The 26,124-nt window shown below is 73.1% G+C and carries 24 protein-coding genes and 2 pseudogenes; 13 read left to right on the forward strand and 13 right to left on the reverse strand.

Annotated elements, in window-relative coordinates; all coding sequences use genetic code 11:
* Window positions 1-1,221, reverse strand: a pseudogene (locus tag ABT381_RS25150) (hypothetical protein); the annotation flags it as partial.
* 183 nt (window positions 1,222-1,404) lie between these two features.
* On the opposite strand from ABT381_RS25150, the gene ABT381_RS25155 reads away from it, so the two are divergent.
* Window positions 1,405-2,247, forward strand: coding sequence for a DeoR/GlpR family DNA-binding transcription regulator (locus ABT381_RS25155; RefSeq protein ID WP_030251177.1), 843 nt, complete (start codon window positions 1,405-1,407; stop codon window positions 2,245-2,247).
* Between the two features lie 84 nt (window positions 2,248-2,331).
* Complete coding sequence (locus ABT381_RS25160) at window positions 2,332-2,805, forward strand: SRPBCC family protein (protein WP_351598555.1); 474 nt, start codon at window positions 2,332-2,334, stop codon at window positions 2,803-2,805.
* Window positions 2,806-2,883: 78 nt separating this feature from the next.
* Here the strand turns inward: ABT381_RS25160 and ABT381_RS25165 are convergent, their stop codons facing one another.
* The gene (locus tag ABT381_RS25165) at window positions 2,884-4,077 is read right to left on the reverse strand and encodes a PLP-dependent cysteine synthase family protein (protein WP_351598557.1); all 1,194 of its coding nucleotides are present in this window, start codon (window positions 4,075-4,077) and stop codon (window positions 2,884-2,886) included.
* 242 nt (window positions 4,078-4,319) lie between these two features.
* Between ABT381_RS25165 and ABT381_RS25170 the strand changes: the two genes are divergently transcribed.
* Together ABT381_RS25170 and ABT381_RS25175 are read left to right on the forward strand one after the other, a co-directional pair.
* A complete protein-coding gene (locus ABT381_RS25170) occupies window positions 4,320-4,604 on the forward strand; it encodes a hypothetical protein (RefSeq protein WP_351598559.1) in 285 nt (94 codons plus the stop codon).
* Between the two features lie 312 nt (window positions 4,605-4,916).
* A complete protein-coding gene (locus ABT381_RS25175) occupies window positions 4,917-5,426 on the forward strand; it encodes an ATP-binding protein (protein WP_351598561.1) in 510 nt (169 codons plus the stop codon).
* A 135-nt stretch (window positions 5,427-5,561) separates the two neighbouring features.
* On the opposite strand, the gene ABT381_RS25180 is transcribed toward ABT381_RS25175, so the two are convergent.
* Window positions 5,562-5,867, reverse strand: a complete 306-nt coding sequence (locus ABT381_RS25180; protein WP_351598563.1) for an SHOCT domain-containing protein — start codon at window positions 5,865-5,867, stop codon at window positions 5,562-5,564.
* 172 nt (window positions 5,868-6,039) lie between these two features.
* Between ABT381_RS25180 and ABT381_RS25185 the strand changes: the two genes are divergently transcribed.
* The gene (locus tag ABT381_RS25185) at window positions 6,040-6,993 is read left to right on the forward strand and encodes a phosphotriesterase family protein (protein ID WP_351598565.1); all 954 of its coding nucleotides are present in this window, start codon (window positions 6,040-6,042) and stop codon (window positions 6,991-6,993) included.
* 15 nt (window positions 6,994-7,008) lie between these two features.
* On the opposite strand, the gene ABT381_RS25190 is transcribed toward ABT381_RS25185, so the two are convergent.
* The gene (locus ABT381_RS25190) at window positions 7,009-8,241 is read right to left on the reverse strand and encodes an ROK family protein (RefSeq protein ID WP_351598567.1); all 1,233 of its coding nucleotides are present in this window, start codon (window positions 8,239-8,241) and stop codon (window positions 7,009-7,011) included.
* Between the two features lie 323 nt (window positions 8,242-8,564).
* Between ABT381_RS25190 and ABT381_RS25195 the strand changes: the two genes are divergently transcribed.
* A complete protein-coding gene (locus ABT381_RS25195; protein WP_351598569.1) occupies window positions 8,565-8,996 on the forward strand; it encodes an SCO4225 family membrane protein in 432 nt (143 codons plus the stop codon).
* Entirely contained in the window at window positions 8,983-9,792 is an 810-nt protein-coding gene (locus ABT381_RS25200; protein WP_351598571.1) for a maleylpyruvate isomerase family mycothiol-dependent enzyme, read from the forward strand. Before ABT381_RS25195 ends, ABT381_RS25200 begins: the two co-directional genes overlap by 14 nt.
* 65 nt (window positions 9,793-9,857) lie before the next feature.
* Here the strand turns inward: ABT381_RS25200 and ABT381_RS25205 are convergent, their stop codons facing one another.
* A complete protein-coding gene (locus ABT381_RS25205) occupies window positions 9,858-10,721 on the reverse strand; it encodes an SMP-30/gluconolactonase/LRE family protein (RefSeq protein ID WP_351598573.1) in 864 nt (287 codons plus the stop codon).
* A gap of 178 nt (window positions 10,722-10,899) precedes the next feature.
* Between ABT381_RS25205 and ABT381_RS25210 the strand changes: the two genes are divergently transcribed.
* Window positions 10,900-11,166: a DUF6332 family protein gene (locus ABT381_RS25210; protein ID WP_351598575.1), complete on the forward strand. Its 267-nt coding sequence runs from the start codon at window positions 10,900-10,902 to the stop codon at window positions 11,164-11,166.
* On the opposite strand, the gene ABT381_RS25215 is transcribed toward ABT381_RS25210, so the two are convergent.
* From ABT381_RS25215 to ABT381_RS25225, 3 genes are all read right to left on the reverse strand, one after another.
* On the reverse strand, window positions 11,127-11,792 hold the full coding sequence (locus ABT381_RS25215) for a response regulator (RefSeq protein WP_351598577.1): 666 nt from the start codon (window positions 11,790-11,792) through the stop codon (window positions 11,127-11,129). The genes ABT381_RS25210 and ABT381_RS25215 overlap by 40 nt on opposite strands.
* Window positions 11,789-13,174 (reverse strand): sensor histidine kinase, encoded by a 1,386-nt coding sequence (locus ABT381_RS25220; protein ID WP_351598579.1) that lies wholly within the window; start codon window positions 13,172-13,174, stop codon window positions 11,789-11,791. Before ABT381_RS25220 ends, ABT381_RS25215 begins: the two co-directional genes overlap by 4 nt.
* A 156-nt stretch (window positions 13,175-13,330) precedes the next feature.
* On the reverse strand, window positions 13,331-14,071 hold the full coding sequence (locus ABT381_RS25225) for a TetR/AcrR family transcriptional regulator (protein ID WP_351598597.1): 741 nt from the start codon (window positions 14,069-14,071) through the stop codon (window positions 13,331-13,333).
* Between the two features lie 251 nt (window positions 14,072-14,322).
* On the opposite strand from ABT381_RS25225, the gene ABT381_RS25230 reads away from it, so the two are divergent.
* On the forward strand, window positions 14,323-14,853 hold the full coding sequence (locus ABT381_RS25230; protein WP_351598581.1) for a nitroreductase family deazaflavin-dependent oxidoreductase: 531 nt from the start codon (window positions 14,323-14,325) through the stop codon (window positions 14,851-14,853).
* Window positions 14,854-15,001: 148 nt separating this feature from the next.
* Here ABT381_RS25230 and ABT381_RS25235 read toward each other — a convergent pair whose 3' ends face one another.
* Window positions 15,002-16,204, reverse strand: coding sequence for a geranylgeranyl reductase family protein (locus ABT381_RS25235; protein ID WP_351598583.1), 1,203 nt, complete (start codon window positions 16,202-16,204; stop codon window positions 15,002-15,004).
* A gap of 285 nt (window positions 16,205-16,489) precedes the next feature.
* Between ABT381_RS25235 and ABT381_RS25240 the strand changes: the two genes are divergently transcribed.
* A complete protein-coding gene (locus ABT381_RS25240; protein ID WP_351598585.1) occupies window positions 16,490-17,857 on the forward strand; it encodes a dipeptidase in 1,368 nt (455 codons plus the stop codon).
* Between the two features lie 145 nt (window positions 17,858-18,002).
* Here the strand turns inward: ABT381_RS25240 and ABT381_RS25245 are convergent, their stop codons facing one another.
* The 4 genes from ABT381_RS25245 to ABT381_RS25260 form a co-directional block, all read right to left on the reverse strand.
* Entirely contained in the window at window positions 18,003-19,127 is a 1,125-nt protein-coding gene (locus ABT381_RS25245; protein WP_351598587.1) for an NUDIX hydrolase, read from the reverse strand.
* A gap of 530 nt (window positions 19,128-19,657) precedes the next feature.
* Complete coding sequence (locus tag ABT381_RS25250; RefSeq protein ID WP_351598589.1) at window positions 19,658-19,951, reverse strand: hypothetical protein; 294 nt, start codon at window positions 19,949-19,951, stop codon at window positions 19,658-19,660.
* A gap of 216 nt (window positions 19,952-20,167) precedes the next feature.
* Window positions 20,168-21,745, reverse strand: coding sequence for a serine/threonine-protein kinase (locus ABT381_RS25255; RefSeq protein ID WP_502965718.1), 1,578 nt, complete (start codon window positions 21,743-21,745; stop codon window positions 20,168-20,170).
* A 378-nt stretch (window positions 21,746-22,123) separates the two neighbouring features.
* Window positions 22,124-23,080 (reverse strand): ROK family protein, encoded by a 957-nt coding sequence (locus tag ABT381_RS25260; RefSeq protein ID WP_351598591.1) that lies wholly within the window; start codon window positions 23,078-23,080, stop codon window positions 22,124-22,126.
* A gap of 197 nt (window positions 23,081-23,277) precedes the next feature.
* Here ABT381_RS25260 and ABT381_RS25265 point away from each other — a divergent pair, with 197 nt between their 5' ends.
* From ABT381_RS25265 to ABT381_RS25275, 3 genes and pseudogenes are all read left to right on the forward strand, one after another.
* Window positions 23,278-24,309, forward strand: coding sequence for a LacI family DNA-binding transcriptional regulator (locus ABT381_RS25265; RefSeq protein ID WP_351598593.1), 1,032 nt, complete (start codon window positions 23,278-23,280; stop codon window positions 24,307-24,309).
* A 144-nt stretch (window positions 24,310-24,453) separates the two neighbouring features.
* A pseudogene (locus ABT381_RS25270) lies at window positions 24,454-25,761 on the forward strand (MBL fold metallo-hydrolase); the annotation flags it as partial.
* Window positions 25,722-26,124, forward strand: a 403-nt coding sequence (locus ABT381_RS25275) for a TSUP family transporter (RefSeq protein WP_351598595.1), incomplete at its 3' end; no start/stop codon positions are given. The pseudogene ABT381_RS25270 and the gene ABT381_RS25275, both read left to right, overlap by 40 nt.

Below are 26,124 nucleotides of genomic sequence, written 5' to 3' on the forward strand. Positions count from 1 at the left end.
GAGCGCGGTGCGCTCCGTGCCCCGCGCGGCCCGCTGGAGCACCCCGGCGGTCAGCAGCAGCCCGACGACCAGCGCGCCCTGGAGGACGGCGACGGCCCCGAAGGCACCGGCACCCGGGAGATGCCCGGCTGAGGTCCAGCCGGGGCGCGCCCAGGCGGTGTGCACGGCGGTCAGGGCCAGCGCGCCGAGCGCGGCGTACGGGAGGCACCTGACGATCGGCCGGTCGGTCTCCACGTCGGGCTCCGCCTCGCTGCGCGCGGTGCGGCAGACGATGACCACGCTGAGTACCGCGAGGGCGGCGACCAGCGCGGCCAGCGCGTACCCGGTCCAGCGCAGCCACGCGTCGGCGCCGGCCCGGCCGTCGGCGTCGTGCGCGGTCAGGAGCAGCACGGTGGCGATGGTCAGCAGCCCCGCCGCGGCGTGCGCGGAGCGCAGCCGGGCGACGACCCGGCGGCCGTACCAGAAGCCGTCCAGGCACAGCGTGGGGCGCTGGGAGGGCGGTGTGCCGCGGGAGGTGCCGGGGCGGCGCGGCGGCGGGGAGGCGGACTCGTACGCGCTCCAGGTGCGGTGCGAGAGCCACCACAGCAGGCCCACGAGGAGCAGCGGAAGGGCGCTCGCGACCACGAGGCGGCGGCCCGGCAGGCTCCACCAGCCGTCGTGCGCGGTGCTGAGGAAGCCGAGCCAGGAGCGGTCCGCCGAGCACGAGAGGCTGCCGGCGCACTGCCAGGCGAGCAGGTCCAGGGCCACCTCGCAGGCCCCGGCGGCGAGCAGCACCGTGAGGGTGAGCGCGAGGATGCGTACGAGGATGTCGTACACGCGCTGGGCAGGGTGGCCGCGCGGGGCGGCGGGACGCATCCAGTGCGCGAGGTTCGCCACCATGAAGGGCAGCAGGATCAGCCAGAGGGCGCGACTGCCGTTGCCCGAGGTGAGGTTGGACCAGCAGTACGCCTCGCGGACCGGCTCCTCGGGGTCGCCCTCGCGCGCGTCAGCGGGGCGTTCCTCGGCGTCCACGTCGTCGGCGCGGCGGTAGATGGCGGCGGTGTCGTCACCGGTGACGCGCACGACCCGTGGGTCGTCGAGCATCTCCGCGGGTGTGGTGCCGCCGACACCGTGCACCAGCAGTTCGAGGGCGATCCGGCGAGGTCTGTGCGCGGCGGCGGAATCCTCGTCGCCGCTCGGGTCCGTCGTGGCTGCGGGCGCGGACCGGTACGTGGTGTCCACTGTGGTTCCCCCGATGTCCGTACGTCGATGTGCGTCCCGGATTCTCTCTTGCCCGCCGGGGCGCCGCATTCACCTCATCCGGGCCGGGGAGTCACTGTCAGTGCCTCGTGCGAGGATGTCCCCGAACAGCAGCGCTTGTGTGACCTGGGGCGCGCCGTGAGCCGGGACGAAGGGACAGGCCGGGTGAGTGACAACCAGAACCTCCTCGCCGAGCAGCGGCGTGCCCTGATCCTCGACGAGGTGCGGCGGCGCGGCGGCGTCCGCGTCAATGAGCTCACCCGCAAGCTGAGCGTCTCGGACATGACGGTCCGTCGGGACCTGGACGCGCTGGCCCGCCAGGGCGTCGTGGAGAAGGTGCACGGCGGCGCCGTCCCGGTGAGCGAGCCGAGCGCGCACGAACCGGGGTTCGAGGCCAAGTCCTCTCTGGAGCTGTCGGCTAAGGAAGCCATCGCCGAGGCCGCGGCCCAGATGGCGGCGCCGGGCAGCGCGATCGCGCTGGCGGGCGGCACGACGGCGTTCGCGCTGGCCCATCAGCTGCTGGATGTGCCGGACCTGACCGTGGTGACGAATTCGGTCCGGGTGGCCGATGTGTTCTACGCCGCGCAGCGGGCGGCGGCCGGCGCCGGCGGCCCGCGCCCCGGAGCGGCCACGGTCGTACTGACCGGAGGCGTGCGGACGCCGTCGGACACGCTGGTCGGCCCGGTGGCCGACGCCGCGATCCGCTCGCTGCACTTCGATGCGCTCTTCCTCGGGGTGCACGGCATATCCGTCGAGGCCGGGCTGTCGACGCCGAATCTCGCCGAGGCGGAGACCAACCGCCACTTCGTGCGGTCGGCGCGCCGGGTCGTGGTGGTCGCGGACCACACGAAGTGGGGCACGGTGGGCCTGAGTTCGTTCGCCTCGCTGGACCAGGTGGACGTGCTGGTCACCGATCCCGGTCTGCCGGCGCACGCCCGGGCGGAGTTCGCGGAGTTGCCGCCGCGGCTGGTGGTGGCCGGTGAGCCGGAAGACGACGCAGACATCTGACGAGGCCCCAGCTATGGTGTGCGACGCCGGACTGTTCGACGGTCGGTCCTGACCTCATCACCGTGTGTAGGGGGTGCTCGTCCCGTGACGCGCCGACTGAGCCCTGTCGGGCTCGACTTCGCCGAGTCCGCGCCGCTGCGCATGGTCTTCGCGGCCGAGCTCTCCGCGCCCCCCGAAGCGGTGTACGCCGCGCTCGCCGACGACGTCGGCTCCTGGTGCGCGTGGTTCACCGGGGTCTCGCGGATCACCCCGACCGACGGCGGCAAGGGCCGCGCGGTCCGGCTGACGGGCGGCACCCGCTTCCTCGAGAGCATCCTGGCCGCCGAGCGCCCCGAGCACTACGCCTACCGCGTCGACGAGACCAACGCGCCGGGCCTGCGCGCCCTGCTGGAGGACTGGCGGCTCACCCCGGCGCCCGGCGGCACGCTCGTGCGCTGGACGTTCGCCGCCGACGGCCCCGCGCCGTTCCGCTCGGTGATGCAGCTGACCCGCCCGATGCTGGGCCGCGCGTTCCGCGACTCGATGCGGCAGCTGGACCGGCGCCTGGTCGGCGTCTGAGCGGCGCCTCGTCGGCGCGTGAGCGACGCGTCGGGGTACGAGTGGCCGGCGGCGCCGACGAGCCCGGCAGCGGGCCTCTCAGGCCGGCCAGGTGCCCTCAGCGAGGAAGGTCTGCAGGGTCCGCGCGTACGGCGCGATGTCCAGCCCCTGCTCGGCCAGCCAGGCGTCGGAGTAGTACTTGTCGAGGTAGCGGTCGCCGGGATCGCACAGGAGGGTGACCACCGAGCCCGTACGGCCGGCGGCGACCATCTCGGAGACGATCTTCAGCGCGCTCCACAGCCCCGTGCCCGTCGAGCCGCCCGCCTTGCGCCCGATGGCGGTCTCCAGCGCCCGTACGGCCGCCACGCTCGCCGCGTCCGGCACCTTCATCATCCGGTCGATCGCGCCGGGCACGAAGCTGGGCTCCATCCGGGGCCGCCCGATGCCCTCGATACGGGAGGCGGTGCGGCAGTCCGTCTCGGCGTCGCCGTTCAGCCAGCCGTCGAAGAAACAGCTGTTCTCCGGGTCGGCGACGCACACACGGGTGTCGCGCTGCATGTAGTGCACGTAGCGGGCAATCGTCGCCGAGGTACCGCCGGTGCCCGCGGTGGCCACGATCCACGCCGGGTCCGGGTACCGCTCCAGGCGCAGCTGCTGGAAGATCGATTCGGCGATGTTGTTGTTGCCGCGCCAGTCCGTGGCCCGCTCGGCGTAGGTGAACTGGTCCATGTAGTGCCCGCCGGTCTCGGCCGCGAGCCGGGCGGAGACGTCGTACACGGTCCGCGGGTCGGCGACCAGGTGGCAGGTGCCGCCGTGGAACTCGATCAGGCGGGTCTTCTCGCGGCTGGTCGTCGCGGGCATCACCGCGATGAACGGCACCCCGATGAGCTTCGCGAAGTACGCCTCGGACACGGCCGTGGAGCCGCTGGACGCCTCGATGACCGGCTTGCCGGGGCGGATCCAGCCGTTGCACAGCCCGTAGAGGAAGAGGGAGCGGGCGAGGCGGTGCTTGAGGCTGCCGGTGGGGTGCGTCGACTCGTCCTTCAGGTACAGGTCGATGCCCCACTGCTCGGGCAGCGGGAAGCGCAGCAGGTGGGTGTCGGCGCTGCGGTTGGCGTCCGCCTGGACCTTGCGCACGGCTTCTTTGAGCCAGCCGCGGTAACCGGAGTCGGTGCGGTCGACATCGAGGGTCGGCAGCGGCGCGCCTTCGGGGGCCGCCGGCGTGTCGCAGGTCCGGCCGCCGTCACCCGCGAGGCCGTCGTCGCGCCCGTCCGTGTGCTGTGCGGTACTCATCGACGTGCTCCTCGCGGTCGTCCCGGCCCGCCGTGACCACCGGGCCCAGCTCGATCATAACCATCCACCACACGCTTCTCACCTGCATAAACGCCCCTTTGAGCATCCCCAAGGAGCCCTCGGGGTACTGGTGTTCACAGGCCCGCGACCAGGGGAACTGGTGCCCGGGCCGCGATCCGGGCAGACTTCATGAAGGGCGCGGGCCTTTTCCCGTTGCCATGTGCGTGAGGAGGCGGTGCTCCATGAGGGAGCCGGAGTTCAACGCGACCGGTGTGCGCATCGAGCGCTGGCTGCGGTCGCTGACCCGAGCGGGTCAGGTCATCATCAGGGACGGCAGGCTGGCACTGCTGACGAGCTACGGCACGGAGATCGACAGCGCGCCGCTGACCTCGGTCCAGGCCCACCGGCCGCGGCTGCTGGCCCGTGACCGCGCGTTCGCCACGCTCAACGGCCATCGCTACTCCCTGACGATGGGCGCCCCCGAGCGCTTCCTGGACGTCGTACGGGCCGCCGGCGCCCGCACCTGACGCCGTACCGGAGCGACGGGGCGGATACGCCCGTACGACCGCGCCAACGGACCGCGTACGGAAGCGCACGCGGGGGCCGTATGGGTCTGCGGGCGGCGGTACGGCGACTGCATTCGGGTGAAGACCGGTGGGACGCGCTGGGGTTGCGGACCCTCTGCGGTTGCGGGAGTACGGGAGCGGGCCGACCCTGGACTGACTCGCATCACCAAGAGTTCACCTCTGGTGACTCCAGGTGAACGTGACATCGCCGGACCCGGTCCTCGCGTTTCCGTAGCGGCGGGCGCGCCCGGCCTCATCAGGGGAGTCGCGGTCGTGATCAGGCAGCCCAGCAGGCACTGCGCGGTGGAGCTCCAAGCCCTGCCGGCACGCATCGGCCAGATGCGCAGAATCGTATCGGCACAGCTTCGTTACTGGCGTCTCGACGCCTTGGTCGACCCCGCGACGCTCGGGGTGACGGAGCTGCTGACCAACGTCCACCAGCACGCCCGGCCGAGCAAGCAGTGCACGGTCGAACTGTCGGTCCTGCTGGACCAGTTGACGGTGTCGGTACGCGATCTCGATCCCCGGCTGCCGCAGCCCGCGGCGGCCGGACCGCTGGACACCGGGGGCCGCGGCCTGACCCTGATCGCGGAGCTGAGCGAGAGCTGGGGCGCCCGCCCGGAGGACTCCGGCAAGGTCGTGTGGTTCACGCTCCCGGCACTCACCCGTGGCCGCGAGGAGCCGGGTCACGCGCTCAGCCGTCTGCCGGAACCGTCCGAGACGGAGCGCACCGAAGCGAGCAGCGGAGTGCGCACACCGGCACGCGGCGCACGCGTGGGCTGAGCGCCCGGTCCCCCAGGGGCCGGGCGCTCAGCCGTCTGTACGGACGAGCGCGACGCCCGTCTGTAGGGACGCGAGCCGCGCCCGTCCGTACGGACGGACACGGCGCAGCCCCAGTTCCCCGGGCAGCGGGGACGGTCACGTCGCGCCTCCCCTGCCCTTGCCGCGCGTCCCGAACTGCTCGTCCAGGACGGAGAGCCGCCGCCAGTACTCGTCCTCGTCGATCTCGCCGGAGGCGAACCGGTGGCCGAGTACGGAGAGGGGCGACGGATCGGTACCGGTGTGACCGACGGCGCCGGACCGCTGCCAGGGCCCCCGCCCGCGCCATACGGTGCGCCGCAGCAAGGTGACCACACCGATGACGGCGATCGCCCACAGCAGCGGGAAGAACAGGATCCAGGGCCCCGGACCGCCGCCGGACCAGGGTGTTGCCAGGACGTCCATGATGATCAGCTCCTCGAAAGGTCACGCTGTTTCCGCGTTCCCTTCGAGCCTGATCCACCGAACGCCTCCCGTCGTCGTACGGACAGCGGCACCGGGCCTACCTCTCGAGGAGTACGCCCGGCAACGGGGGTGGCGACACGGAGTTGTAACTACTGGTATGTAAAGTGCCCTCATGCTCATACCTAAGCGCCCCACCGGGGCCAGCCCCACCGCTGCCCTCCGTACCGTGCTGGGCGACCTGCCCCCAAAGGCGCTCCGCGGCCGGTTCGACGCCCACGACCACCTGTTTCTCGCCACGCCCCAGCTGCCGGGCCGGGAACTGGCGGACACCGGTGCCGCGGCCGCCGAGCTGCGCGCCTTCCGGGAGGCGGGCGGCGGCACAGTGGCGCAGTGGACGCCGTACGGGATGGGGCGCCGCGCATCCGAACTGGTGCAGCTCTCCCGGGAGTCGGGCGTACGGGTCGTGGCGGCCACCGGGCTGCACCAGGCGGCGCACTACGCACCGGAGACGCTCGAACGGGTCCGCGAGGACCTGGCGGGCCTCTTCGTCGCCGAGCTGACGGAGGGCATCGGCGGGCCCGGCGGCCCGCGGGCCGGCCTCATCAAGGTGGCAGGCGGCTTCCACGGCCTGGACGCGCACGCCCGGTACACGCTGACCGCCGCGGCCGAAGCACACCACGCCACGGGGGCCGCCATCGGCGTCCACCTGGAGCTGGGCACCGGCGCCCTCGACGTGCTCGACCTGCTGTGCGACGAGGCAGGCGTACCGCCGCAGCACGTGATACTCGGCCACCTCAACCGCTCCCCCGACGCGGCCGTCCACCGCACGGCCGCCGAGGCGGGCGCCTACCTGGCCTTCGACGGCCCCTCGCGGGCGCACCACGCGACGGACTGGCGGCTCCCGGAGGTGCTGGCCGCGCTGGTCGACGCGGGGTTCGGCGACCGCGTCCTGCTGGGCGGCGACACGACCACGGCCGGGGCCCGCTCGGTCGACGGCGGGCCGGGAATGCCGTACGTCGTACTCGGGCTGCGCCGCCGCCTCGAACTCACCCTGGAGAAGGAAGCGGTGGAGCGCATGCTGACAGCCAATCCGGCGCGCGCCTTCGCCACGGAGTGGCGGGCCTGAGCCGCACCGGGTGGGTCAGCCGGTGTGCTCGCCCTCGAGGACGATCAGCGGGTCGTCCAGTACCGGCTGCCAGGCCAGCTCGGCCGCGCCGACCAGGCCGTTGTGGTCCAGGGTGCAGGGCAGGATCGGCACGCCGCCGCTGCGCCCCCAGAGGCTGCGGTCCGCCACCACGGCCCGCAGCCGTTCCGGGTCGGCCTCCAGAAGCGCCCGGTGCAGCCCCCCGAGGATGATGCGGTCGGGGTTCAGGATGTTGACCAGCCCCGCGATGCCGAGGCCGAGCCGGTCGATCAGCAGCTCGCCGGCGGCCCGTACGGAGGCGTCCGCGTACTCCTCGCGCAGCAGATCCGTCGCCTGCTTGAGCAGCGAGCCTTCGGGGCCCGGCGTACGGCCCGCGGCGCCCAGGAAGGCGAGCGGGTCCGCCTCGACGTCGAGACAGCCGCGGCTGCCGCAGTGGCAGGGGGCGCCCTCCGGGTTGACGGTGAGGTGCCCGACCTCCAGGGCCAGTCCCGAACTGCCGCTGTGCAGCCGTCCGTCCAGTACCAGCGCGCCGCCGACGCCCCGGTGGCCGGACGCCACGCACAGCAGGTCCCGAGCGCCGCGCCCGGCACCGTGGCGGTGTTCGGCGAGGGCCGTGAGGTTGACATCGTTGCCGCTGAAGCCGACGTGCGCGGTGACGCCCGGCACCTTGGCGTCGGCCAGCGCCTGGAGGAACAGCTCGCGTACGGGAGCGCCGGCGGGCCAGGCGAGGTGCAGCGGGTTGAGCGCCTCACCGTCCGGCTCGGCGACCGCGGAGGGCACGGCGAGCCCGGCACCCAGGCACTGCCGCCCGGAGTCGCGCAGCAGCCCGGAACCGGCGCGCACGGCCTCGGCCAGGATGTGCGCCGGGTCGGCGGGGATGGTGCCGCATCCGGACGTGGTGGCCACGATCCGGCCACCGAGGCCCACCAGGGCGACCCGGTAGCCGTCGGCGTGGATCTGCACGGCCAGCACGACGGGCCCCTGGTCGGCGATGAACAGCCGGTGCGAGGGGCGGCCCTGGGTACCCGCGGCGGCGGTCGGGTGCGCGTCGACGGTGATGAGGCCGAGCGCTTCGAGCTCGGCGGCCACCGCACCGGCCGTCGCGCGCGTCACGCCGAGTTCGGAGGTCAGCACGGCACGCGTCGGCGCGCGCCCGGTGTGTACGAGCTCCAGCGCGGGCCCGAGCGCGCCGCGGCCCCGCTCCAGCCTGGTCGTCCGAGTGTGGGTCACGCCGTCCATTCTGACTTTGTATCCGATATGAACAAAACACGGCCCGCCGCCTCACGGAAATCCCCCGGTCGCGCGCCGCACACCGAGACGCTACCCCCGCGCCGCCACCGTGTACGGCCACCCGGCGGCCCGCCCGGAGGCCGCGCGGCCGGCCCGGCGTTCCACGCGGCCGGATTCACGCACTGACAGCCCCCGGTTCCGGCTCGATACTTGAGTACGGACCCCCGTATGTGAGTACGAACACGGATGTCCGTCCCGCCCGGAGCACGTACGACTGGACACGTACCTCTGCATCTGCACATGGACCGCCCCTGGGGGGACACATGAAGGCGATACTCCGGAACCGCGACCCCGAGACGCAAGAGCAGTCGGCGCACACGGCTCCCTGGCTGCGCGACGCGGCGCGGCTGACGTTCGGCAATTCCGTCTCCCGCATCTACCTTGCCCTGGTCGCGGCAGCGGTGATCTTCGCCGTCGTCGACTCGCTCTTCGTCGACCACCCGGACGCCTCGATGTCCGGCGTCTGGGCCGCGCTGCTCACCTCTCCGACCCTCTTCCCGCTGTGGTTCGCGGGGGATGCGATCTGGAGCGATGCGGGCGCTCCCGCCTGGTACTCGATCGCCACCATCGGCCTCGCGGCGCTGGTCAACGCCCTGCTGCTGGGTCTGGTCCACCGCGCTCTGCGCGGCCGGCCGGCCGCGCCCAGGGCCATTGTCAGTGGCGGCTGGGACACTCATCGGCATGGAGATCACTGAATTCGTCGAAATGCTCCGCCGGGACGGCCGGTTGCTGGCGGATGCCGCGGACAAGGCCGGCCCCGACGCCTCGGTCCCGTCCTGTCCCGACTGGCAGATCCGCGACCTGCTCGTGCACGTCGGCCGCGTCCACCGCTGGGCGACGGGATATGTCACGGGCGCGACGGACGGGCGCGTGCGGCCGCCCGAGGCGCCCGACCTGGACGGCACGGCGCTGGTGGAATGGGTGCGCGAGGGCCATGCCGCCCTGGTCGCGGCGCTGACCGCGGCCCCGGCCGACCTGAACTGCTGGACGTTCCTGCCCGCTTCTTCGCCACTGGAGTTCTGGGCCCGCCGGCAGGCCCATGAGACGGCGATACACCGCATCGACGCCGAGGCGGCGCTCGGCGCCGGCTTCTCCGCCGTCGACCCCGCGTTCGCCGCGGACGGCATCGACGAGCTGCTGACGGGCTTCCTCGCCAGTGACCGCGGTCGCGCGCGCACGACGCCCGACAAGGAGTTGTATATACGCACCACGGACGCGCCCGGCCCCGCCGGCACGGGCAACGCCGCCTGGCGCCTGCGGCTTTCGGACGCGCCGCCTCGTACGGAGCGGGAGACGGCGACCGGAGACGACGACGGCGCGGCGGGCCCGGCGACCGGCTCCGCGCCGGACTGTGTGCTCGAAGGACCCGCTGCGGACCTCTACGCGATGCTGTGGAACCGCCTGCCGTGGCAGAGTTCCGAGGCGGTGACGGTGACGCTCGGCGGCGACGGTTCCTTCCCCCGGCTCTGGCAGGAGCTGTTCGCGATCTGATCGCGGCCGTGTCCCGCCGGCGACCGGCCCGTGGGGCATGTGCGGGAGACGGACGGCAGCGGTCCTCAGCCCGCGAAGGCCGGCTGGTCGAGCCCCTGGCCCGCGCCCGGGACGACGAGCACCGAGCCCTCCAGCGGATGCCGCGGCGTGTCCTCCTGAGCCGTGGTGATGTAGAGATCGGTGAGGTCACGGCCGCCGAAGGCACAGGCGGTCGGGCGCCGGACGGGCAGTTCGACCGTACGGTCGAGGGCGCCGTCGGGCGTGTAGCGGCGCACCTGCCCGCCGTCCCACAGCGCCACCCAGACGCAGCCCTCCGCGTCCACGCACAGCCCGTCCGGGAAGCCTGCGCCCTGCTCGATCTCCACGTAGGGCCGCCGGTTCCGGACGAACTGGCCCGTGGCGTCCCCGTCTCCGTCGCCCACGTCGAAGACGTCGATCCGCCGGGTCGGGGTGTCGATGTAGTACATCAGCCGGCCGTCCGGGCTCCAGCCGATGCCGTTGCTGACCGTGGCGTCCGGGAGCACCCGCACCGTGCTGCCGTCCGGGGCGACCCGGGACAGCGTGCCGCCGCCCGGCGCCTCGTCGTACAGCATGGTCCCGGCCCACAGCGCCCCGTCGGGCGCCACGGCCGCGTCGTTGCCGCGCCGCCCCGGCACGGCCTCGTAGGCCAGCCAGGAGAACTTCCCGGACGCGTCGTAAAGGCCCACGCCGTCCCGGAGGTTGACGACCAGGCCGCCTGCTGTGCGCGGCTTCGCGGCACCCACGTGCTGTTCGGTGACCATGACGGTGCGGCGCCCGGTGGCGGGATCGTAGGTGTGCACCCGACAGGTGAGGATGTCCACCCAGATCAGCCGCGCGTGCGCGGCGTCCCACGTCGGCCCCTCACCGAGCCGCGCACCCGACCGCACGGCAACGTCCCACTGCCTCATGACCGCTCGCCTTCCTCAGCCACCGGTTCTCCCGGCTCTTCCGGCGCTGGCAGCTGCGGCACGAGGCGTGCGCCACTGCCGTGCATGCGCTGGTTCCGGCCGGTGATCGGCCGGGCGCGCTCAGCCTATGAGCGGCCGGAGGGCAGCGGCAATCCCGTGCGCATGACAGACTCCTGCCGTGTCTCCGACCCGCTCACAGGCCCAACGGGACGCCGTCACCGTCGAGATCGCCTTCGCCGTGGTGACCGGTGCGGTCGTGGGCGCCCTCGCCTTCCTGATCTGCGCGGCGCCTGCCCTGTGGGACGTGCTGCCCGCCTCCTGGCGCGGGTCCTGGCTCATGGGCGCCGCGCTGGTCGGCGGCGCGGCCTGCGCCTACCGGGTGGTGCGGGTCCTGTGGCGGTGGCGTCAGCCCAGCCAGCCGGGGCGCACGAGCCCCGACTCGTAGGCCAGTACGACCAGTTGGGCCCGGTCCCGGGCGCCGAGCTTCACCATCGTGCGGCTGACGTGCGTCTTGGCCGTGAGCGGACTGACGACGAGCCGACGCGCGATCTCCTCGTTCGACAGCCCGATGCCGACCAGCGCCATCACCTCCCGCTCCCGCTCGGTCAGTTGGGCCAGCCCCTCCGCCGCGGCCGGCTCCTTCGAACGCGCGGCGAACTCGGCGATCAGCCGCCGGGTCACTCCCGGGGACAGCAGCGCATCACCGGCCACCACGGCGCGTACGGCGCGCAGCAGCTCGTCCGGCTCGGTGTCCTTCACGAGGAACCCGGAGGCGCCCGAGCGGATCGCCTCGAACACGTACTCATCCAGCTCGAAGGTCGTCAGCATGACCACCTTCACCCCGGCCAGCCGCTCGTCCCCGGTGATCCGCCGGGTGGCGGCCAGCCCGTCCAGGACCGGCATCCGGATGTCCATGAGGACGACATCGGGCCGCCGCTCCCGTACGACGGTCAGCGCCTCCTCCCCGTCGGCGGCCTCGCCGACCACCTCGATGTCCGGCTGCGCGTCCAGCAGCGCCCGGAAGCCGGCCCGCACCAGCACCTGATCGTCAGCGAGCAGTACCCGGATCACGCGCTCTCCTCGTCGTCATCGCCCGCCGCACGGCCCGTGGGCGGGCCGTGCGGACCCCCGTCCTTCTCCTCGGCGGTCTCGCCCGCCCGGCCGGTACCGCCGCTCCCCCGCAGCGGGATCGTGGCGCGCACGGTGAAGCCGCCGTCCGCGCGCGGGCCCGCCTGTACCTCGCCACCGAGCGCCGCGGCGCGTTCGCGCATGCCGACCAGGCCGTTCCCGCCGCCGGGCGGCCCCTCCCCCGTGGCCGGCCCGTCGTCGTCGACACGGAGGCGCAGAGCGTCCGCCGCCCGCGCGAGATGCACGCGTGCGCTGCGGGCCCCGGAGTGCCGCACGATGTTGGTCAACGCCTCCTGGACGATGCGGAACGCCGCGAGGTCCGCGCCCGGCGGCAGCCCCGACACCCGGCCCTCGACCGACACGGCCACGTCCAGCCCCGCGCTCTTCGCCTGCTCGGCCAGCTCGGGCAGCCGGGCCAGTCCGGGCGCCGGCGACCGGGGCGCCCGCCCCTGCGCGCGCAGCGTGTCGAGTACCTGCCGGACCTCGCCGAGCGCTTCCTTGCTGGCTCCCTTGATCGTCGTCAGAGCCGTACGCGCCTGCTCGGGGTCGTCGTCGAGCAGGGCGAGCCCGACGCCGGCCTGGACGTTGATGACGGAGAGGCTGTGCGCGAGGACGTCGTGCAGCTCGCGCGCGATCCGCAGCCGTTCCTCGTCGGCCCGGCGCCGCGCCGCCGCCGCGCGCTCGGCCCGGGCGTGCGCGAGCTGCTCGCGGCGCAGTCGGCCCAGTTCGGACGCGGCGACGATCGCCACCACCCAGCCGGCGACGATCAGCTCCTGCCCCCACGGCGCGGCACCGTCGCCGGCCGGCGGCAGCCATCGGTACAGCCAGTGCGCGACGAGCAGATGCCCGGCCCACAGCAGCCCCACCGCGCTCCACGCCGCGACGCGCCGCCCCGCCACGACAGCGGCGAAGCACCCGACCGCCACGACCAGGAAGGCCGGACCGTACGGATACCCGCCCCCGAGGTAGAGCAGCGCGGCGACCGCGGTACCGAACGCGACGACGCGCGGAAAGCGATGACGCCCGAGCAGCAGGAGGGAGCCCGCGAGCAGCAGAATCTCCGCAACACCGTCCAGGGCCGCCCGGTCCGGCTGCCCGTGCGCGGCAAAGCGCGTACCGACCTGCACGAACACGGCGATCAGCACGGTCGAACGCCAGGGCGTACGCCAGCGCGTACGCCGCGCGGTGGCACCGCCGGCCGGGAGATCGGCAGCAGGGCGGCCGGGGGCCGAGTCCGGCGCACCGGGAGCCACGGACCAGCGCCCCCGCACGGATCCGAGCCACCCGAAGCAGTGCCGCACCCACGACGGCCGTCCCTTGTCCATGCCGCCACGCTAGCCCGCCCCACCTGCCCACGGCGTCCCCCGAGCGCGGTGCCGACCGGTACTCCGTGGGGAGTACCGGGAGGAGCGGAAGACCGCCGCAGGCTTCCCGAGAACGGCGAGCCCGGCGCCGCCCAGCGGCTCAGCGGGCCCGGCGGCTCAGCGGGCAGGCGTGGGCAGCCCCACCGAGCGGGCGAGTTGCAGTACCGCCTGCTCGAAGAACTCCTCCCGCGCCTCGATCACCCGGTTGAACTGTCCGAAGAGCTCAAAACCCACCAGCCCGAACAGCTGCGCCCAGGCACCGACCAGCCGGGCCGCAACCCCGGCGGGCAGCTCCACGCCCTGCTCCGCGACCAGCGCCAGCATGTCCCCGACCACGGCGTCCGGCAGCGGATCGTCGGGCTCGCGCAGTGCACCTGCCGCATACGCATCCCGTACGACCTCGATGAGCGCCCGCGCCACCCGGCCGGCGGGCTCGGCGGTGGCCTGGGGGGCGCGGTAGCCGGGTACGGGTGAGCCGTAGATCAGCGCGTACTCGTGCGGGTGGGCCAGCGCCCACTCCCGTACGGCGTGGCACACGGCGGTCCACCGGGCAGCCGGCGCCACGGCGGCCGCACCACCCCGCCGAGACCGCGCTCGCCGCGCGTCCGCCGCGGCGAGCGCGGCTTCCGCGGCCTGCCCGACGGCGTTGTACGCGTCGAGGATCAGGGCCGTCAGCAGGTCGTCCCGGCTCGGGAAGTAACGGTAGAGGGCCGAGGAGACCATGCCGAGCTCCCGGGCCACGGCGCGCAGCGAGAGCTTCGCGGCACCTTCGGCGGCGAGCTGTCTGCGGGCCTCGTCCTTGATCGCAGCGGTGATCTCACCGCGGGCCCGCTCCCTGGCTCCCTTGATCGCGGTCAACCTGACTCCCTTGATCACAGTCGTGCCGGTCATGGCAGTCATGACAGTCATGCCGGTCATGGCAGTCGTGACAGTCATGGCAGTCGTGACAGTTGCGCGGAGCAGTGTGCCACTTTCTGGAGCACCGGCCAATCACGAGAGCACTGCTCTTGCTTTGGCGCACCGTTCGCGCGCACACTGCTCTAAAGCGAGAGCAGTGCTCTCACGTAGAGCTATCACGCAGTGCTCTCACGCAAACGAAAGGACCCGCCATGAACGAGCCCAGGAACGAGCTGAAGAACGAGCTGAGGAACGAGCTTCAGAAGTCCCAGCAGGCCGAGCCGCGCAGCGAGCAGTCGGCTCCCCGTTACCTCAAGCCTGGCCGGCTCGGCGCCCGGCTCAACGGCGTCGTCGGCTGGCTGGCCCGGCGCGGGGTCAGCCTGGCCGGCAGCGCGGACCTCGCCGTGCGCGGCCGGAAGAGCGGCGAGTGGCGGCGGGTGCCGGTGAATCCGCTGGCCTTCGAAGGCGCTCAGTACCTCGTCTCGGCGCGCGGCAACGGCGAGTGGGTCCGCAACCTGCGCGCGGCCGGCGGCGGACAGTTGCGGGTGGGGCGCAGGACCCGCGCGTTCACCGCCGTGGAGCTCCCGCCGGCCGAGACGCCCGCGATCCTGCGGGCGTATCTGGAGCGCTGGGGCTGGGAGGTGAAGCAGTACTTCGGCGAGGTCACCGCCCGGTCGGCCGACGACACCCTGCTCGCCGCCGCCCCGCACCACCCGGTCTTCCGCATCAGCCCGACCGAGTGATCCGGTACCCGGATATCACGGAGCTCCCGTACCAGCTCAACCCGGCACCAGCCCTCACAGATGCCAGCCCGCCCTCCCCATACCAACACTCACCGATCCAACCTCCCCGATCCAACACTCACCGATCCAACCCGCACCGATCCCCCACTCACCGATCCAGCGCAGACAACGCCCGATGGGCCAACGGATGGGTCCGTACGAGCTCCGCCAGGGTGGTCGTGCCGCGGGTGATCTTCGCGAAGGCGTTCCACGCCGGGCGGAAGCCCGTGATCGTGGCGTGCAGCAGGCCCGGGCGGCGGGAGAAGACCGCGAGCATCCGGCGGCCCACGCCCATCTCGACGCCCAGCCCGGCCTTGATCGCAAAGGCGTAGTTGAGCGCCTGGCGGCGCGCGTCCACCGCGTCGTGCGCCTCGGCCACCCGTACCGCCCACTCGCCCGCCAGCCGGCCCGACCGCAGGGCGAAGGAGATGCCCTCGCGCGTCCACGGCTCCAGCAGCCCGGCCGCGTCGCCGCAGACCATCACGCGCCCCCGCGACAGCGGCGAGTCCTCCGCGCGGCACCGCGTCAGGTGCCCCGAGGAGATGCTCGGCTCGAAGCCCGCGAGGCCCAGCCGCCCGATGAAGTCCTCCAGATACCGCTTGGTGGCCGCGCCCTCGCCGCGCGCCGAGATCACGCCGACGGTCAGCGTGTCCCCCTTGGGGAAGACCCACCCGTAACTGCCCGGGATCGGCCCCCAGTCGATGAGCACCCGCCCCGCCCAGTCCTCGGCGACCGTCGGCGGCACCGGGATCTCCGCCTCCAGGCCGAGGTCCACCTGGTCGAGCTTGACCCCCACGTGCGCGCCTATCCGGCTCGCGCTGCCGTCCGCGCCGACCACCGCCCGCGCGAGCACCGTCTCGCCGCCGCTCAGCACGACCGCGACGGTGCGGCGATCGGGGACGGCGCTGCCGTGCTGCTCGACACGGGTGACCGTGACGCCCGTACGCAGCTCGGCGCCCGCCTTCTGCGCGGCCTCGACGAGCTGGGCGTCGAACTCGGGGCGGTTGATGAGCCCGAAGAGCATCTGCCGGGAGCGGCGCGTACGCGTCAGCCTGCCGTTCAGGGAAAACGTCACGGCGTGCACGCGGTCCTGCAGCGGCAGCTCGAAGCCGGGCGGCAGCGCGTCGCGCGAGGGGCCGATGATGCCACCGCCGCAGGTCTTGTACCGGGGAAGTTCGGCCTTCTCCAGGATGAGTACGCGGCGTCCCGTACAGGCCGCGGCATAGGCCGCCGAAGCGCCCGCTGGCCCCGCGCCGACCACCACCACGTCCCACACCATTCGGCCGTCCTGGGCTGCGCTCTCGCTGCTCACCTGTGCTGCTACTCCCGATCGATCCCTGGTACGAATCCCTGGCATGGATCCCTGGCTGCGTGTACCGCCCGCACCTTTGCGCGTACCGCCCGTGCCTTGCGCGTACCGCCCGCATCCTACGGCTCGCTGATCGCGGAGGTGCCTGTGGGAAGATCGGAGGCACCATCCCCCTACGTACGGACGCACAACGTACGTACGGCCACATAACGTACGCACACCCGGCCCGGCGGGCTTCGCGGACTCCGCCCCCGCCAGGACAACGTCGCGCCCACAAGGAGCGTTCCCATGCCTGACAGCCCGCTCGCCACCACCGTCGCCGCGCTGCAGTCCCGCGCCAGGGCCGAACTGACCGAACTGGTGGCCTTCAAGTCGGTCGCCGACCCCGCGCAGTTCCCGAAGAGCGAGTGCGAGGCCGCGGCCCGGTGGATAACGGGGGCGCTGCGGGCCGAGGGCTTCGAGGACGTCGCCGTACTGGAGACGCCGGACGGCACCGAGTCCGTCTACGGCTTCCTGCCCGGCCCGGCCGGCGCCCCCACCGTCCTGCTGTACGCGCACTACGACGTGCAGCCGCCGCTGGACGAGAGCGCCTGGCTGAGCCCGCCCTTCGAGCTGACCGAGCGCGACGGCCGCTGGTACGGCCGCGGCACCGCGGACTGCAAGGGCGGCCTGATCATGCACCTGACGGCGCTGCGCGCGCTCAAGGAGCACGGCGGCGTACCGGTCAACGTCAAGGTGATCGTCGAGGGCTCGGAGGAGCAGGGCACCGGCGGGCTGGAGCGGTACGCCGAGGCGCACCCCGACCTGCTCGCCGCCGACGCCGTCGTCATCGGCGACACCGGCAACTTCCGCGTCGGCCTGCCCACGGTCACCGCCTCGCTCCGCGGCATGACGATGCTGCGCGTCCAGGTGGACACGCTGGCGGGCAATCTGCACTCGGGGCAGTTCGGCGGCGCCGCGCCCGACGCGCTCGCCGCGCTGATCCGCCTCCTGGACTCGCTGCGCGCGGAGGACGGTTCCACGACGGTCGACGGGCTGGCGGCGGACGGTACGTGGGAGGGCCTCCAGTACGACGAGGAGGAGTTCCGCAAGGACGCCAAGGTGCTCGACGGCGTGGAGCTGATCGGCTCCGGCAGCGTCGCCGACCGGGTCTGGGCCCGCCCGGCCGTCACCGTGATCGGTATCGACTGCCCGCCGGTCGTCGGCGCCACCCCGTCGGTACAGGCGAGCGCGCGGGCGCAGGTGAGCCTGCGAGTGCCGCCGGGCCAGGACGCCGCCGAGGCCACCAAGCTGCTCACGGCGCACCTGGAGGCGGCCGCGCCTTGGGGCGCTCGCGTCACGGTCGAGCAGGTCGGCCAGGGCCAGCCGTTCAGCGCCGACCTCAGCAGCCCGGCGTACGAGTCGATGGCGTCGGCGCTGCGCGAGGCGTACGACGGTACCGAGATGCAGGCCGCCGGCATGGGCGGCTCCATCCCGCTGTGCAACACGCTCGGCGCGCTGTACCCGGAGGCGGAGATCCTGCTCATCGGGCTGAGCGAGCCGGAGGCGCAGATCCACGCGGTGAACGAGAGCGTGTCCCCGGAGGAGCTGGAGCGACTGTCGCTGGCGGAGGCACTGTTCCTGCAGCGGTATGCGGGGAGCAAGGCGGGGGCGTAGAGGCGTAGCGCGAGTTCGGGGGCGTGGAGGTCGGCGTGGGGCGGGCCTGGTGCCTGGTGCCGCCCCACGCCCTGTACAGCAACGCTCGTCTCCTCGGGCAATCGCCACCGGGGCGTACCGAGGCCTACCGGGGCGTACCGGGGCGTCACCCCACAGGAACGCCCGCCTCCAGATAGAGCGGGCGTCCCTGTGCGCGGGCGCGCAGGGCCCACCGAAGGCGGTTCCAGCGCACGGGCGGCAGCATCGACTCGGCCTCGTCCTCGGTGACGAACCGCCAGTCGCGCAGCTCCGAGCCCGGCAGCAGCAGGTCCCGTATCTGCTCGTCGGGCAGCCGCCCGCCGTCGAACAGCAGCCGCAGCCCGCCGAATCCGGGCGGCACCGGCGCCTCCCAGTCGAGTACCAACAGGCGCGGCATCGTGGGGAGCCGGATGTCCAGTTCCTCGGCCACTTCCCGTACGCCGGCCCGGGCCGGCGGCTCGCCCGGTTCCACGACCCCACCGGGAAATTCCCAGCCGGGTTTGTACGTCGGGTCCACCAGCAGTACCCGGTCCTCCTCATCGAAGAGCAGTACACCGGCGGCCAGGGTCTCGGCGGTCGGCTCGGGCGTCTGGACGATGTCGCAGGCGCCGTCGCCGGTCCGCACGGCCTCGGCGATGCGCTCGGCCGTCTCCCGCGGCCCGAGGCCCGAGGTGTCGATGACGTGGGCGTCGCCGCGGATCCAGTCCAGCGCCTGACGGTAGGGCTCCAGGTGCGTCAGGCTCCGCGTACGAATCGCCGCGGCGGCGTCCGCGGCCCCGCCGTCCTCCCGTACGGGCTGCTCCTCCCGTACGGGCTCGTCCTGTACAGACGCTTCCCCTACGGGCGCATCCCGTAGCGACTCCTCCCGTACAGGCTCGTCCCGCAGTGCGATCCGCTCCCGGAGGATCGTTTCCTCCGCATGGAGCAGCACGTGTCGCACCGGGATACGACGTGAGGCCAGCCCGCCGAAGATCTCGTCCCGGTACTCCTGCCGCAGCAGCGTCATCGGCGTGATCAGCGGCCCCGATACCTCCGTGAGCAGCGCGGCGGCCGTGTCGACGACGAGTCTGCGCCAGGACGGCAGGTCCTGGTAGTCGTCGACATCGTCCAGCCGCTTGGCCGGAAGCATCTCCTTCAGCTCACGGCCGACCAGTTCGGGATCGTAGAGCGTGCTCCCGGGGAGCAGGTCCAACAGTTCCTGTGCTGCTGTGGTCTTGCCCGCACCGAACGCGCCGTTCAGCCAGACGATCACGGTTCCCCCTCATCCCTAGACGCCTGTGAGTTGCCCGCAACACCCTGCCACGGAAACGCGCCACGGACGGCCGCTCCCGCAGGGCCGCCCCACGCCGCTGTCAACCCCTCGCGCCAGAGGTCACCGCCTGGTACCCACTTCCCACCCCACCTCGACACCCCGCACAAACCACCGCATCACGCCAATTCCCCCCACGCCGGATCGTTCCCTCCCCCCAAGCCACCTACCATCCCCCCTCCGCACGCCCTCACCGCGTCCGCAGTGCGCTCACAGGTATGGGACAGTCGCCGCGCTCAGCGTTGCCGCGACGCCCGCTACGCAGGATTCACCGAGAGGACCCAGTACTGATGGACCTGGAATTCCTCCGTCTTGGACTGATGACCCAGCTCGGCCAAGGCGTGAACGACTGGACGCGCTATGACCCCACCGTTGCCCACGAATTCATTGACAAGACGGCGGGCGAATTCGCCCATGTCCACGCACGGACCACGGGCGGCGGATGCAACGCCCTGCCCGACACCACACGGCGATCAGGCGCGGGGGGTTGGGGAGGTGAGGCGTTCCATGGTGGGGGATACGCCGGTGGGCTTGAAGACGCCTTTGTAGGCGCTGATGGCGGATACGGAGGCGATGAGGATGCTGCTGACGATGTCCTTGCCCGCGAAGTCGCCGGCGAAATAGGCGCTGCCGAGGCCGACGAGGATCGAGACGGCCATTTGTACGGAGGCGCGGGCGGCGCTGCTCCACTGGGGTCGGTTGACGACGGATATCAGGAGCGGGGAGACGAATCCGATGATCAGGGCCCACATTTGCGCGTTCGTCATGGGGCGCCGCCTCTCTCAAGATTCAAGACCGGAGAGTGCACTGGAGGGTGGTGGCCGTGAGTGCTTGAGGGGAGCGTCGGGGCGGGCGGGGGACTCGGCAAGGGGGCTTACGGACTCGTTCCCGTAACGGCGGACTCGTTCCAGTAACGGCGGACCCATTCCCGTAACGACGGGCGACATTTGGGTAGCGGCGGCTTGCGTGCGTGCCGCCGGGCGTCAGCAGGTGGGGAGGCCCGGTACTGGTTGGTCGTTGTCGCCGCCCTTGAGGTAGACGACGCTGACGTAGACGCCGGTGTTGCCGTTGTCGTCGTCGGTTCTGGCCCACCAGACGTTGGTCCATCGGCCGTAGGTCTCGCGGCGGCCGAGGTCGGCCTGGCAGTAGAAGTAACTGGTGCCGGCGTTCAGGGTGCCGGCCCTGTCGAAGTTCTTCGTGTAGGAGTCGGCGGGGCGCCAGACCTCGCAGTGGTATCTGCCTCCGGCGGCGGACGCGCAGGGGGCCGGGGAAGTGCCCGTGGCGGTCGCGGTCGCGGCAGCGGTCGCAGTGGGGGTGGGGGAAGCCGTCGCAGTGGCGGGGGCGGAGGTGGGTGAGGAGGGGCTGTTGGGTTCCTTTGGCCGGTTCTTGTGCTGGTCTTGGGTGCTTGGGGTGGCCGCGGTTCGCTCATGTGGGGTGAGCAGGGCGTAGGTGGCCGCGCCCGCGGTCAGGAGTACCGCGGCCACGGCTGCGGCGAGCAGCGGTCCTCGGCGGCGACGGCGGCCGGCTTCCGGTGCGGGAGCAGCGGCGGGACCAGCGGCGGGAGCAGCGGCGGGACCAGCGGCGGGAGCAGAGGCGGGAGCAGCGGCGGGGGCGGGGCCGAAGCCCGGTGGTGGGGTGTTTCCGGCGGCCCGTACGTCGCGTTCGGTCGGGGAGTGGGGCGGGTCACCGGCCTCCGGGGCGCGTCCCTCGGCCACCGACCGCAGCATGTCGTGGGCCTGCGCGGCCGACGGGCGGGCGGTCGGGTCCTTGGCCATCAGGGCGCGGAGTACGGGCGTCAGCGCGCCGGCGCGCCGCGGTTCGGGAAGCGGCTCGGAGACGATCGCGGTGAGTGTCGACCACACCGACGTACGGCGGAAGGGCGCCGCCCCCTCCACCGCCGCGTACAGGGTCATGCCGAGCGACCAGATGTCGGACGCCGGCCCGGGCGCCAGGTCCTGGGCCCGCTCGGGCGGCAAGTAGTCCAGCGAGCCGACGAGTTGACCGCTGCGGGTGAGGTTGGTCCGCGTGCCGTCGTCGGGGGCCTGGATGCTGGCGATGCCGAAGTCGGTGATCACGACGCGGCCGGTGCGGTCGAGCAGGATGTTGCCGGGCTTGATGTCCCGGTGCAGTACGCCGGCCCGGTGCGCGGCGTCCAGCGCGTCCATCACCTGCGCGCCGATCCCGGCGGCCTCCCTCGGGTCCAGCGGCCCTCGCTGCCTCATGACGTCGTCGAGGGAGGGGCCCTCGATCAGTTCCATGACGATGACGGGCCGGTCGGCCTCCTCGATCACGTCGTGGACGGTGACGACGCCGGCGTGCCGGATGCGGGCGGCGGCGCGCGCCTCGCGCTGCATCCGTGTGCGCAGGTCGGCCAGTTCGGCGGCCGAGGCGTCGGTGAACGCCCGCAGCACCTTGACGGCGACCTCGCGGCCCAGTACCTCGTCGACCGCGCGGCAGACCACGCCCATGCCGCCGCGGCCCAGCGGGCCGGTGACGCGGTACCGGCCGCCCAGCAGCCGGCCGGTCGGGGCCGTACCACCCGGGCCACCCACGCCACCCACGCCATCCGCGCTCTCCTCGCGGCCGCCGTACCTGTCGTGCCCGCCGTGCTCGCCGTGCCCGCCGTATCCGCCGTTCTCCCCCGTCGACACCTTGTGCGTCCCCCTCGTCGCGCGTGTGCGTGGTGGCGGGAAACAGACTAGAGGGGGCGGGGCCGGTGATGTGCGGGCCGTCGGGCTCGCGCCGGGCCAGGACGTCAGTCCGGCCCGCCCACGCAGGGGCGAGCCCGTCAATCCGGCGCCGCGGCCAGCCTCCCCCCGGGGCATCGCCATCGTGACCGCCAGGACCTCAGACCGACGCCCCCGCGCGCCGGGACGAGCCCGTCAACCCGGCGCCAGCCCCGCCCGGCGCCACCCCCGCCCGGCCCCGGCCCCCCACCCTCAAGCCGACGTAGCCGCCAGCGCACCCACTCGATACTGCTGAGCGGCCGCCGCCGCGCCCACCACGCCCGCGTCCGTGCCCATCTGGGCCGGTACGACCTTGATGCCGCGGACGAAGGAGAGGGTGGCGTACTCGTGCAGGGCGCGGCGGAGCGGTGCGAAGAGGATGTCGCCGGCGCCGGCCACTCCCCCGCCGATCACCACGATCTCGATCTCGACCAGGGTGGCGGTGGCCGCTATGCCGGCCGCCAGGGCCTGTGCCGCGCGGTCGAACGAGCGGATCGCCACGGCGTCCCCGGCGCGGGCGGCCGCGGCCACCGCGGCGGCGGTCGCGTCGCCGTCCGGGCCCGGCTGCCAGCCCTCCGCGAGGGCGCGGCGGGCGATGTTCGGGCCGCTGGCGATGCGTTCGACGCAGCCGCGCCCGCCGCACGGGCAGGGGTCGCCGTCGAGGTCGACGCTGATGTGGCCGATATGGCCCGCGTTGCCGGTGGGGCCCGGGTGCGGGCGGCCGTTCAGGACGAGGCCGCCGCCGACTCCGGTGGAGACCACCATGCACAGCGCGTTCTGGTGGCCGCGTGCGGCGCCCTGCCAGTGTTCGGCGGCGGTCATGGCCACGCCGTCGCCGACCAGTACGACGGGGAGCCCGCCGGTCCGCTCGCGCACGCCCGCGACCAGCGGGAAGTCGCGCCAGCCGGGGATGTTGACCGGGCTCACGGTGCCGGTCTGCGCGTCGACCGGCCCGGCGCTGCCGATGCCGACGACGGAGGTACGGGACCACTCGGGCGCCGCGGTCAGCTCGTCGAGCACCGCGTGCACCGCGCCCATGACGGCGGCGCCGTCCTTCTGGGCGGGGGTCGGACGGGTGGCGCGTACGAGCATCCGGCCCCGGTCGTCGACCAGCGCCCCGGCGATCTTCGTACCACCGATGTCCAGGGCTGCGTTGAGGTCGGTCTGCATCGGCGTGGAATCTCCTGGTCGGCGGGCGGCCCGGGGCGGATGCCCCGGCGTGCAGGACGCCAGTCTCGCCAGAATTGACAACGTTGTCCAGACGATATGCTCGACGCCACGCCCCGACAGCCCGGATAGCCTCAGAGCGAGCAGCCACTGCCTCCCCAGCGGGCAGCCACCGACACAGGGAACAGGATCGCCGCACCGTGACCGACACCGCCCGCAGCACCACCCGCTACGGCACCCGGCCCACGATGAAGGACGTCGCGGCGCGCGCCGGCGTCGGCCTCAAAACGGTTTCCCGCGTGGTCAACGGCGAGCCGGGCGTGACGCCCGACACCGAGCGGCGCGTGCAGGAGGCGATCACCGCGCTCGGCTTCCGCCGCAACGACTCGGCGCGCGTGCTGCGCAAGGGCCGCACGGCCAGCATCGGGCTGGTACTGGAAGACCTCGCGGACCCCTTCTACGGGCCGCTGAACCGCGCCGTCGAAGAGGTCGCGCGCGATCACGGGGCCCTGCTGATCAACGGCTCCAGCGCCGAGGACCCCGCCCGCGAGCAGGAGCTGGTGCTCGCGCTGTGCGCCCGCCGGGTGGACGGCCTGGTGATCATCCCGGCCGGTACCGACCACCGTTACCTGCAACCGGAGATAGCGGCCGGCGTCGCCACGGTATTCGTGGACCGGCCGGCCGGGGAGATCGACGCGGACGTCGTACTCTCCGACAGCTTCGGCGGCGCGCGGGACGCGGTGGCCCACCTGATCGCGCACGGCCACCGCCGGATCGGCTTCATCGGCGACCAGCCGCGCATCCACACGGCCATAGAGCGGCTGCGCGGCTACCGAGCGGCGATGGACGAGGCGGGGCTGCCGGTCGACGAATCGTGGGTGGCGCTGGGGTCGACGGCGCCGGAGCGGGTGCGGTCGGCGGCCGAGGCGATGCTCGCCGGGCCGGCGCCGGTCACCGCGCTGTTCTCGGGCAACAACCGCGTCACCGTCACCGCCGTACGCGTCCTCGCGGACCGTCCGCGCCCGGTCGCCCTGGTCGGCTTCGACGACTTCGAGCTGGCCGACCTGATCACCCCCGGCATCACCGTCGTCGCGCAGGACGCGGCCCGGCTCGGCCGTACCGCGGCGTCCCTCCTCTTCCGCCGCCTGGACGGCACCGACGAGCCGCCGCAGCAGCGCGTCATCCCCACCCGCCTGATCCCCCGCGGCTCCGGCGAACTGCCGCCCGCCTAGCACCTCCCGTTACCGCTGACTCTCCCCTTCTTTCAGCCTTTGAAATACCCCCGGGGGTACCCACTGTTATGGTGGGCACCGATACCCCCGGGGGTACACGCACAGGGGTATACATTTCTCGATACGGAAGGAAGGGGCGCTGCCGTGTTTTTCGTCGACACCCTGGAATTCGAGGGGCTGGGCAACCGCAGCTACTTGGCCGGTGGCCGCTCGGCCGCGGTGGTGATCGACCCGCCACGCGACATCGACCAGGTCCTCGCGGCCGCCGCCCGGCGCGGGGTCCGGATCGCCTACGTCGCGGAGACCCATGTGCACAACGACTACGTCACCGGCGGGCTGGAGCTGGCCAGGGTCAGCGGCGCCCGCTACCTGGTGCCGGCCGACGCGGCGGTCTCCTTCGCACGCACGCCGATCGCCGACGGCGACACCGTCACGGTCGACGAGGGAGGCGAAGGAGACGAGGGGGACCAGGGAAGCCAGGGCTTGGTTCTGCGGGCGGTGGCAACCCCCGGGCACACCCCGCACCACACCTCCTACGTACTGGAAGAGGCGGGCAGGGGCGTGGCCGCGTTCACCGGCGGCTCGCTGCTGATCGGCACGGTCGGGCGGCCCGACCTCGTCGAGCCGCGGCTGACCGAGCGGCTGGCCCGCGCCCAGTACGCCTCGGCGCACCGTCTCGCCGACGAGCTGGATGACGAGGTGCCCGTGCTGCCGACGCACGGCTTCGGCAGTTTCTGTTCGTCGGCGCAGGCCGAGGGGGACAGCACGACGATCGGCGCGGAGCGGCGGAACAACGCGGCACTCACCAAGGACGTGGACACCTTCGTCGCGGAGATGCTGGCGGGCCTGGAGGACGTACCGGCGTACTACGCGCACATGGGCCCGGCCAACGCGGCGGGGCCCGCGCCCGTGGACCTCACCCCGCCGGAGTCCGCCGACGCCGAGCAGCTCGCACGGCGGCTGGCGGCCGGTGAGTGGGTGGTGGACCTGCGCAACCGGGTCGCGTATGCCGCCGGCCACCTCGCCGGGTCGTTCAACTTCGAGGGCGAGGGGAAGCTCGCCACGTACCTGGCCTGGCTGATCCCCTGGGGCAAGCCGGTCACGCTGCTGGCCGAGACGCCAGGGCAGATAGCCGACGCGCAGCGGGAGTTGGCGCGGGTGGGCATCGACCGGCCGGCGGCCGCGGCCACGGGCGCGCCGGACAGCTGGATACGCGAGGGGGACGAGCTGCGCTCCTTCCCACGTGCCACCTTCGCCGACCTCGCGGCCGTTCCCGAAGACGAGGTGCAGGACCTGGTCGTACTGGACGTACGGCGCGACTCCGAGCGCGCCGGCGGGTACATCGAGGGCTCGCTGCACATCCCGATCCACGAGCTGCACGGCCGCGTCGGAGAGGTGCCCGCGGGCGTGGTGTGGGTGCACTGTGCGGGCGGGATGCGGGCGGCGATAGCGGCGTCCCTGCTGGACGCGGCCGGGCGGGACGTCGTCGCCGTCGACGACGGGTTCGACGCCGCCGCGCCGGCCGGGCTCCGGCTCGCGCACCCCGGGCCGGGGACCGCTACGGCTCGATGACGGGACTCATCCTGGCCCTGGTCGCCGGGGCCGTGGTCGGCCTCGCGCTCGGCGCGCTCGGCGGCGGGGGCAGCGTGCTCGCCGTCCCCGCGCTGATCTACCTCCTCGGCTTCACCCCGGCGGCGGCGACCACCGCCTCTTTGCTCATCGTCACCGTCACCTCGCTGACGGCCCTGTACGCGCACGCCCGCGCGGGCCATGTGCGATGGCGGGCCGGCGCGCTCTTCGCGGCCGCCGGGCTGC

It is taken from the genome of Streptomyces sp. NPDC000151 (assembly GCF_040301705.1).
Classification (GTDB): Bacteria; Actinomycetota; Actinomycetes; order Streptomycetales; family Streptomycetaceae; genus Streptomyces.